Here is a 9,143-nt window from a genome sequence, read left to right as displayed (position 1 = left end):
CGCCGAGGCGCTGCAGGCCGCCGGGCACGAGGTCTCGGTGCTCGCCCCGTCGAGCGACGACACCGAGCTGCCCGCCGTCGTCACCGCCGCCGGCCGCGCGGTGCCCGTGCCGTACAACGGGTCGGTCGCGCGGCTCACCTTCGGGCCGTTGACCGCCACCCGCGTGCGGCGCTGGCTGGAGGGCGGCATCGACGGCAGCCCGTTCGACATCGTCCACCTGCACGAGCCGATGGTCCCGTCCCTGTCGATGATCGCGCTGTGGCAGGCCACCGAGCCCGTCGTCGCCACCTTCCACACCTCGCAGGTGCGCTCGCGGGCGCTGCAGGTCGCCTACCCGCTGGTGCGGCAGTCGCTGGAGAAGATCGCGGCCCGCATCGCCGTGTCCGAGGACGCGCGCCGCACGCTCGTCGACCACCTCGGGGGCGACGCCGTCGTGATCCCCAACGGCGTGTACACGCAGGTGTTCGCGACCAGCCCGCGCCGTCCCGAGTGGGCCGGCACGCCCGACGCGCCGACCATCGCCTTCCTCGGCCGGCTCGACGAGCCGCGCAAGGGGCTGGGCGTGCTCGTGCAGGCCGTCCCCACGATCCTGGACCGGGTGCCCGGCGCGCGGTTCCTGGTGGCAGGCCGCGGCAACGACATCGTCGCCGAGACCAGGGAGACCCTGGGGGAGCTGGCCTCCTCCGTCGAGTTCCTGGGCGCGGTGTCCGACGCCGAGAAGGCGGCGCTGCTGGCGTCCGCCGACCTGTACGTCGCACCGCAGACCGGCGGGGAGAGCTTCGGCATCGTGCTCGTGGAGGCGATGAGCGCCGAGTCCGTGGTCGTGGCCAGCGACCTGGGCGCCTTCCAGCGCGTGCTGGACGACGGCGCCGCGGGCGCCCTGTTCCGCACCGGCGACCCCGGCCACCTCGCCACCACCGTGCTGGACCTGCTCGCCGACCCGGCGCGCCGGGACGCCTACCGCGCGCACGCCGCGCAGTGGGTGCAGCGGTTCGACTGGTCGGGCGTGACGGAGCAGGTCCTGGCCGTCTACGAGATGACGCTCGACGCCGACCACGCGATCGCCGGCGACGTGATGGGCCGGTTCATGGGACTGTTCCCGCGCCGGGTCGGGGGTGACACGTGAGCTGGTCGGAGATCGCGCTGGTCGCACTGGGCGCCGTCGTCGTCGGCCTGCTGTTCGCCTGGCAGGGCGCCTCGCGGATCGACCGGCTGCACCGCAAGGTCGCGGCCTCGCGGATCGCCCTGGACGCCCAGCTCGTGCGGCGTGCCTCGGCCGCGGTGGAGCTCGCGACGTCGGGCGTGCTGGACCCGGCGAGCGCGGTGCTGGTGGCCGACGCCGCCTATGCGGCGTCCGACGCCGGGGCCGTGACCTCGCCTGCCGCCGCGCTGAAGATGGACGGGCTGGACTCCGCGCGCGAGCGTGCCGAGTCCGGGCTCACGGCGACGCTGCGCGAGGCGTTCGGCTCACCCGAGGCGGTGCACGACCTGCGGGTGGGGCCGTCCGGCGAGGTGCTGGAGGGACTCGCGGCCGCCTGGTACCGGGTGACGCTGGCCCGCCGGTTCCACAACGAGGCCGTGGCCCAGACCCGGCGCGTGCGCCGGCTCTGGTACGTGCGCCTGTTCCACCTGGCCGGGCGGGCGCCCATGCCGCGCACCGTCGAGCTCGACGACGCGCTGCCGCACGGACTGGAGCCGGCCGGCGGGTGACCGGGTTGTCCGGATGGTGACCGTTCTGCGGTCGGCGGCGGGGACGCGGCAGGCCGGGCGATAAGATCGGGTCAGGGCGCCGACCGCGCCCGGAACGACCGGCGTCGATCCCACCGGCGAGAACTATGCGAGGTAACCGTGACTGAATCCGTGACCGGCGAGAACACCGTGGGTACGGTCGGCACCGCGCGCGTGAAGCGTGGCATGGCCGAGATGCTCAAGGGCGGCGTCATCATGGACGTCGTCACGCCCGACCAGGCGAAGATCGCCGAGGACGCGGGCGCGGTGGCCGTCATGGCGCTCGAGCGGGTGCCCGCGGACATCCGTGCCCAGGGCGGCGTGTCGCGCATGAGCGACCCCGACATGATCGACGGCATCATCGAGGCCGTCTCGATCCCCGTGATGGCGAAGGCCCGCATCGGCCACTTCGTCGAGGCACAGGTGCTGCAGTCGCTCGGCGTCGACTACATCGACGAGTCCGAGGTGCTGACCCCCGCGGACTACACCAACCACATCGAGAAGTGGAACTTCACCGTGCCGTTCGTGTGCGGTGCGACCAACCTGGGCGAGGCGCTGCGCCGCATCACCGAGGGCGCCGCGATGATCCGTTCCAAGGGCGAGGCCGGCACCGGCGACGTCTCGAACGCGACCACGCACATGCGCAAGATCCGCCAGGAGATCCGCCGCCTGACCACGCTGCCCGAGGACGAGCTGTACGTGGCCGCCAAGGAGCTCCAGGCGCCGTACGAGCTGGTCAAGGAGATCGCGACCACCGGCAAGCTGCCGGTCGTCCTGTTCACCGCGGGCGGCATCGCCACCCCGGCGGACGCCGCGATGATGATGCAGCTCGGCGCCGAGGGCGTCTTCGTCGGCTCGGGCATCTTCAAGTCGGGCAACCCGGCGCAGCGCGCCGAGGCCATCGTCAAGGCGACGACCTTCTTCGACGACGCCGACGTGATCGCCAAGGTCTCGCGCGGTCTGGGCGAGGCCATGGTCGGCATCAACGTCGACGAGATCCCGGAGCCGCACCGGCTGGCCGAGCGCGGCTGGTGAGCTGAGCCGTCGTAGGAAAGGCCCCGCGGACGCCGTGTCCGCGGGGCCTTTTCGTTCTCTCCGTTTCCTGCGAGGGTCCGCCCCACCGGGCGCGCCGCTACCCTCGCGTGCATGTCCGACGACTACGCGTTCGACGCGCAGGTCCTGAACGGCCTGGTGCGCTCGGCGTCGGTCATCCGCGTGTACGACCGCGGTGCGTCCGGGAGCCGACCGCGCGACGTCGAGCCTGTGCTGAAGATCAGCGATCGTGCTGAGCTCGACGAACTGGCCCGGTTGCTGGAGGTCTCCCGATCCACGGGCATCTACTGCATGTGCCTCGGCGACTCCGCGTTCGAGCTGCTCGACCACGAGGGCACTGCAGTCGATGTCCTCGGCTGGCACCACGGCTCGACGCTGCGCTGACAGGGCTCGCCTGACGGCGACGTCGAGCTCGTGCACGGCGCGGAGCTCATCGCCTGGCTGGCTGCTCACGGCTATACGCAGCCTGCTGAACGGGTCGACCGTCGCGAACAGCAGCGGCGAGATCAGGCGCGGGCTGTCGAGTCCTGGTCGGTGGCCGCACCCGAGGCCGTTCGTGCATGGGTTCCCCGGATCCTCGATGAGGCCGCTTCAGGGCTTCCTGAGCGACTGGCCGACGACCTCGCTCGCAGCCTTGCTGAGGCGCACCCAAGCGAACCCGACCAAGCGTTGGCGCTCCTGCGCTGGCGGTCAGGCGGCACCGGCCGCTACTCCGGCTACCCGGTGCACGAGGGGGCGGCGGCGACCCTGCTCGAGCAGCTGCCGCTGCAGGCCATCTTCACGGCCTTGGCCGGTGTACCCGCCACCGACCCTGCATGGTCCGGCGCCGTCCGCTATCTGTTGGCCTGGCGCCGCAAGGACATCGTCCTGCTGCGCCGTATCCCGGAGAGCGCCTGGAGCGTGCTTGCCCAGGTGGTGCACGACGAGGCCGACGGCACGTGGGCCGACCGCTACGAGACCTGGCGCTCCCGCAGCGAGTGAGGAGCGCACGTCCCCGTGACAATCAGAGCGTGGCTGGTAAAGCCGTCATGGGCGAGGCGATGCGGATGGAGATCCGACCTCGCCTGCTGCACTGGCCCACGGACCGTCAGGTCAGCCGCGCCAGAGGTCGAGTGACTCCCAGCCCTGCGGAGACCCCATCGACGCGATCGTCAGGGCATGCGAGGCCGGGAACTCCCGCAGCAGTGCTGCCAGCTGCTTCGCCCAGTCCGAGTCGGCGTCGATGGACGGCAGGATGTAGGCGATCACGGCGAGGGCGTTGTAGGTCCCGAAGACGCCCTTGGCGCTCTTCTCGTCCCGCAGGTGGTCGAGGACTGGGATCTGTCCGGCCTTCGGACGGGCCGGCGCGTGCTGGAGCTTCCTGTTGAACAGCCGGGAGTGGTGCGCCGCGACGTTGCGCACGTAGTTCAGACTGGCGAGCCAGCTGGTCATGATCTTCTTTGTCGGGACTTTGAACGCCAGGGCGATCTCCTCGGCGTCCTGCTGGTGCATGCCGCGGTAGAGGACGGAGAGGTGGCCCAGTTCGAGGATCTCGGTGAGTGCCCAGACCGGCATGCGGTCGTCGTACTTCTCCCGGAAGTGCTCGACGAACTGCTCGTCGGAGCTGGCCTTCCTGTCGTCGACGCGTCGAAGCCACTGCACGTGCCTGCTCGACGCGAGGTCCCGGGCGTCGGCATTCTCGGCGGTGAAGGCCTCAGTGAAGCAGTTCGGGTCCTCGTAGGAGAAGGGGGACCTCCTGCCGAGCACGTACCCGATCCGCATGCGGACGGCGACCTCGATGCGCTCGACGCCGTCCATGACCAGCATGCGCAGCCGCCGGTCGAAGTCGATGATGTCCTCGGCGTGCCGCAGTGTCGTGCCCGCCCGGTAGTCGCTGAGCACGCGGATCCGCGTGCGGCCCTCGTCGTCGACGTGCTGCTCGGACTCGCGGAACGGGTAGAGGTAGCCGGTGAGGCGGTAGTAGCCGACTGCCTGCAGGACCGACGAGGCTCGGCCGCGGTCCTCGATCGCAATCCCGTGCCCCGCCAGCCGGTCGATCTGCTCGTCGACGGACAGCCACGGCTTCGCGTACTCCGCCATGGTCCTCCCTGGAAAAAGAAAATCAGCCCGCGCCTTGCGGCAACGGGCTGATCGTGATGGAGACAGAGTAGCACGAGGGAGCTTGTCTCGGCCCGAGGCCACTCAGTGGAGCCTGAACCCTCGTCGAGCTCCTTCGCCATGCGGACCGCGGCCCATGCTCTCGTCGCTGCATGGACACACTGGCGCATTCCGGTGTTCGTCCTGACTAACGCCCTGCTGCTTCAGCCTCTGCATCGCCCGTGAGGCGGTTCGCCTTGCCGAGAGCGCTACCAGGGCGACGGCTCGTAGTCCTTGAGGAAGCAGCCGTACAGGTCCTTGCCGGCCTCGCCCTGGACGATCGGGTCGTAGACGCGCGCGGCGCCGTCGACCAGGTCGAGGGGCGCGTGCCAGCCCTCGGCGGCGAGCCGCAGCTTCTCCTCGTGCGGGCGCTCGTCCGTGATCCACCCGGTGTCCACCGCCGTCATCAGGACCCGGTCCTTCTCGAACATCTCCCCGGCGGAGGTCCGGGTCAGCATGTTGAGGGCGGCCTTGGCCATGTTGGTGTGCGGGTGCCCCGCGCCCTTGTACCGGCGGGAGAACTGCCCCTCCATCGCCGAGACGTTGACGACGTACCCGCGGCGCGACGTCGCCGTCGCCGCCCGCATCGCGGGCCGCAGCCGGGAGATGAGCAGGAACGGCGCGATCGCGTTGCAGAGCTGGACCTCCAGGAGCTCCAGCGGGTCGACCTCGTCCACGACCTGGGTCCACGAGTTGTTCTTCTGCACGTCGGGGAGCAGCCCGCCGGCATCGACGGCCGTGCCGGCCAGGTGGGCGTCCAGGGAGGCCGAGCCCGCCCGGAGCGCGAGCGCCGTCAGGGACGCCGCCGTGTGCGTCGCGACGGCGTCGTCCTGCGACTGCCCCTCGTGGTGGGCGACCGACAGTGCGGCCAGCGCGCCCGCGATCGCGGCGGGGTGCGCCTCCGAGACGTGGTCGAACGTGACCATCTCCGGCGGCTCGAGGCCGTAGGGGAGCGGGGCGACCGGCGCCGACTCGCCCGTGACGAGCTGCGAGTAGGCCCCGGGGGACCGGCGGACCGTCTGGCAGGCGTTGTTGACCAGGATGTCGAGCGGGCCCGCTGCGGCGACGTCGTCGGCGAGGGCGATCACCTGGGTGGGGTCGCGCAGGTCGATGCCGACGATCTTGAGCCGGTGCAGCCAGTCGGCGGCGTCGGGCATGGCCGAGAAGCGGCGCACCGCGTCCTTCGGGAAGCGTGTGGTGACGGTGAGGTGGGCGCCGTCGCGCAGCAGGCGCAGCGCGATGTACATGCCGATCTTGGCCCGGCCCCCGGTGAGCAGGGCGCGGCGGCCGGTCAGGTCCGTGCGCTGGTCGCGGCGCGCGTGGCTCTTCGCGGCGCAGTCGGGGCACAGCCAGTGGTAGAACGAGTCGACCAGGGTGTAGTCCGTCTTGCAGATGTAGCAGCCGCGGGCGGTGCGCAGCTCTCCGGCGAACGCCCCGGGCGCGGAGGAGACCAGCGGGATGCCGGCGGTCTCGTCGTCGATCCGCGCCGCCGAGCCGGTCGCGGTCCGCTCGATGACGCTCCGGTCGTGCGCCTGGATCTCCTCGCGGACCGCGGCCTTGCGGGATTTCTTGAGCAGCTTCCACATGTAGCCCGTCGCCCGCTTGACCGTCTGGACGTCGGGGTGGTTGGGCTCGAGGTCATGGAGCTGGCCCAGCACGCGAAGGGTGGTGGCGAGCTCGTCCGGGTCGATCCCCGCTTTCGTTGGCACTGCCGTAGGGTAACCGCCGCCGGTGCCAGGCACCCGGTTCGGTCCACCGGAGCGCGGTTGCCCGACGGCGTCGTCGCCGACGCGCGCGGCAGCCTGATCCCGGGACCGTCCCCGCACCGGCCGTCCGAATCGTTTAACAATCGGCGATCCGTTGACGCTGGGCAAACGCTTACCATACGGTCGGCCGTGCTGATTGGATCGATTCAAGCTCGGGGTCCGACGGCACGGTGGCGAGGGAGGTGTCTGCCCTCGTCACCCCTCGCCAGATCACCGGCCGTGCCCAGGACGGCGCGCCGCATCACAGTCGAGCTAGCTCAAAGAGGAGCGACATCAATGACAAGGCGAAGAAGTACCAGAACGGCGCTCGCGGCCGGGCTCTCGGGCCTCGCCGTCGTCGCGTCGAGCGTCGTCGCGCTGGACACCGCACACGCGGCCACGGTGCGCCACGAGGCCGAGGCCGCACCGGCCGTCTGCGGTGGCCTGATCGAGTCCAACCATGCCGGGCACTCGGGCAGCGGGTTCTGCAACACCGATAATGCTGTCGGAGCCGCGGTCGAGTTCAGGGTCGACGCCGCCGCGGCGGGCACGGCGACGCTGGCATTCGGCTATGCCAACGGCGCAACGGCAGGCAGGCCGGGCGAGGTCGTCGTGAACGGAACCTCGGTGCGGACCGCGCCGTTCGACGCCACCGGTGCCTGGACGAGCTGGGCGGCCCAGACCGTCACCGCTCAGCTCGACGCCGGCGTCAACACCGTCCGTCTGCGAGCCACCGGCGCGGAGGGCCTGGCGAACGTCGACTACCTGGACGTCACGACCGGTGGCTCCGAGGAACCGGGCGGCGACGGCGCCTACGAGGTCGAGGCCCTGACCCGCGGCGTGACCGTCGTGCCTTCGGGGAGCGGCAACCTGGTCAGCTGGCGCCTGCTGGGCACCGACAGCCAGAACGTGGCCTTCAACGTCTACCGCGACGGCCAAAAGCTCAACGCGTCGCCGATCACCGGCGCCACGAACTACCTCGACCCCAACGGTAGCGGGACCTACACCGTCGCGGCCGTCACCAACGGCACCGAGGGTGCGCGCTCGAGCACAGAGGCCAGGTTCGGTTCCGGCGGCTACCTCGACATCCCGATCAGTCGGCCCTCGAGCGCGTACGAGGCCAACGACGCCACCGTCGCCGACCTGGACGGTGACGGTGACTACGAGTACGTCGTCAAGTGGTACCCGGCCAACGCCAAGGACAACTCGCAGTCCGGCGTCACCGACAACACCATCATCGACGCCTACACGCTCCAGGGAACCCGCTTGTGGCGGATCGACCTGGGGCGCAACATCCGGTCCGGGGCCCACTACACCCAGTTCCAGGTGTACGACTACGACGGTGACGGCGACGCCGAGATCGCCATGAAGACCGCCGACGGCACGCGCGACGGCCGGGGCGTCGTCATCGGGAACGCGGGCGCCGACCACCGCAACAGCGGCGGCTACATCCTGACGGGACCGGAGTACCTGACCGTCTTCGACGGGCGCACCGGCGGAGCGGTCGACACCGTCGACTACCAGCCCCCGCGCGGCAACGTGGCCAGCTGGGGCGACGACTACGGCAACCGGGTCGACCGGTTCCTGGCGGGCACGGCGTACCTCGACGGGTCCGCGCCCTCGATGATCTTCGCGCGCGGCTACTACACGCGCTCGGTGATCTGGGCCGTGGACTTCGACGGTCAGAACCTCTCGACCCGGTGGATCTTCGACTCCGACGTCAAGGGTTCGCAGTACCGGGGGCAGGGCGCGCACAGCCTGTCCATCGCCGACCTGGACGGAGACGGCCGTCAGGACGTGGTCTACGGGGCGATGGCGATCGGATCGGACGGCAACGCGCTGTGGAACTCCCGCATGGGGCACGGTGACGCGCTCCACGTCTCCGACATCGTGCCCAGCCGTGCGGGCCAGGAGGTGTTCATGGTGCACGAGAGCAGCAGTGACCCGTCGTCCAGCCTCATCGGTTCGAACGGCTCGGTCCTGTTCCAGACCAGCCCGAGCGGCGACAACGGCCGAGGCGTGGCCGCGAACGTCACGTCCGCCAGCCCCGGGGGCGAGTTCTGGTCCTCGAACGTGTCGGACCTGCGGAACGCCTCGGGAAGCTCCGTCGGTGCCAAGCCGAGCTCGGCGAACTTCCTGGCCTGGTGGGACGGTGACGGCGAGCGCGAGCTGCTCGACGGCACGCACATCGACGACTACCCGAGCGGGCGGCTGCTGACCGGCTCGGACGTGGCGTCGAACAACGGCACCAAGGCCACCCCGTCGCTCTCGGCGGACCTGTTCGGTGACTGGCGCGAAGAGGTCGTCTGGCGGACCGCCGACTCCTCGGCACTGCGCGTCTATGCCACACCGCACACGACGAACCTGCGCATCGCGACACTGATGCACGACGTCCAGTATCGCGTGGCGATCGCCTGGCAGAACACCGCCTACAACCAGCCGCCGCACCCGAGCTTCCACATCGGCAGCGAGGTCAGCAGC

8 protein-coding genes are annotated in these 9,143 nt (G+C 70.7%); 6 read left to right on the top strand and 2 right to left on the bottom strand.

Annotation, left to right across the window (positions count from 1 at the left end; all coding sequences use genetic code 11):
* The 5 genes from PROKR_RS11295 to PROKR_RS32655 form a co-directional block, all read left to right on the top strand.
* On the top strand, positions 1-1,126 hold a 1,126-nt coding region (locus PROKR_RS11295; protein WP_036963138.1), incomplete at its 5' end, for a glycosyltransferase family 4 protein.
* A complete protein-coding gene (locus tag PROKR_RS11290) occupies positions 1,123-1,710 on the top strand; it encodes a hypothetical protein (protein ID WP_036963136.1) in 588 nt (195 codons plus the stop codon). The genes PROKR_RS11295 and PROKR_RS11290, both read left to right, overlap by 4 nt.
* 150 nt (positions 1,711-1,860) lie before the next feature.
* Positions 1,861-2,763 (top strand): pyridoxal 5'-phosphate synthase lyase subunit PdxS, encoded by a 903-nt coding sequence (gene pdxS, locus PROKR_RS11285; RefSeq protein WP_281171700.1) that lies wholly within the window; start codon positions 1,861-1,863, stop codon positions 2,761-2,763.
* 111 nt (positions 2,764-2,874) lie between these two features.
* Positions 2,875-3,165, top strand: coding sequence for a hypothetical protein (locus tag PROKR_RS11280; protein WP_036963132.1), 291 nt, complete (start codon positions 2,875-2,877; stop codon positions 3,163-3,165).
* A gap of 30 nt (positions 3,166-3,195) precedes the next feature.
* Positions 3,196-3,762, top strand: a complete 567-nt coding sequence (locus PROKR_RS32655) for a hypothetical protein (protein ID WP_157602015.1) — start codon at positions 3,196-3,198, stop codon at positions 3,760-3,762.
* Positions 3,763-3,873: 111 nt separating this feature from the next.
* On the opposite strand, the gene PROKR_RS11270 is transcribed toward PROKR_RS32655, so the two are convergent.
* Positions 3,874-4,860, bottom strand: coding sequence for an Abi family protein (locus tag PROKR_RS11270; protein WP_036963130.1), 987 nt, complete (start codon positions 4,858-4,860; stop codon positions 3,874-3,876).
* 266 nt (positions 4,861-5,126) lie between these two features.
* Positions 5,127-6,626: an SDR family NAD(P)-dependent oxidoreductase gene (locus tag PROKR_RS11265; RefSeq protein ID WP_036963128.1), complete on the bottom strand. Its 1,500-nt coding sequence runs from the start codon at positions 6,624-6,626 to the stop codon at positions 5,127-5,129.
* Positions 6,627-6,959: 333 nt separating this feature from the next.
* Between PROKR_RS11265 and PROKR_RS11260 the strand changes: the two genes are divergently transcribed.
* The coding region (locus tag PROKR_RS11260) for a rhamnogalacturonan lyase family protein (RefSeq protein WP_084800377.1) at positions 6,960-9,143 on the top strand (2,184 nt) is incomplete at its 3' end.

The organism is Promicromonospora kroppenstedtii DSM 19349, from assembly GCF_000515355.1.
GTDB classification, from domain to species: domain Bacteria; phylum Actinomycetota; class Actinomycetes; order Actinomycetales; family Cellulomonadaceae; genus Promicromonospora; species Promicromonospora kroppenstedtii.
Note: the sequence above shows the minus strand (reverse complement) of the source record. Positions and strands in the feature narration are given on the sequence as shown.

Coding starts and splice junctions, on each gene's coding strand:
- PROKR_RS11280 (WP_036963132.1), top strand. CDS start 2,875: ATGTCCGACGACTACGCGTTCGACGCGCAGGTCCTGAACGGCCTGGTG.
- PROKR_RS11270 (WP_036963130.1), bottom strand. CDS start 4,860: ATGGCGGAGTACGCGAAGCCGTGGCTGTCCGTCGACGAGCAGATCGAC.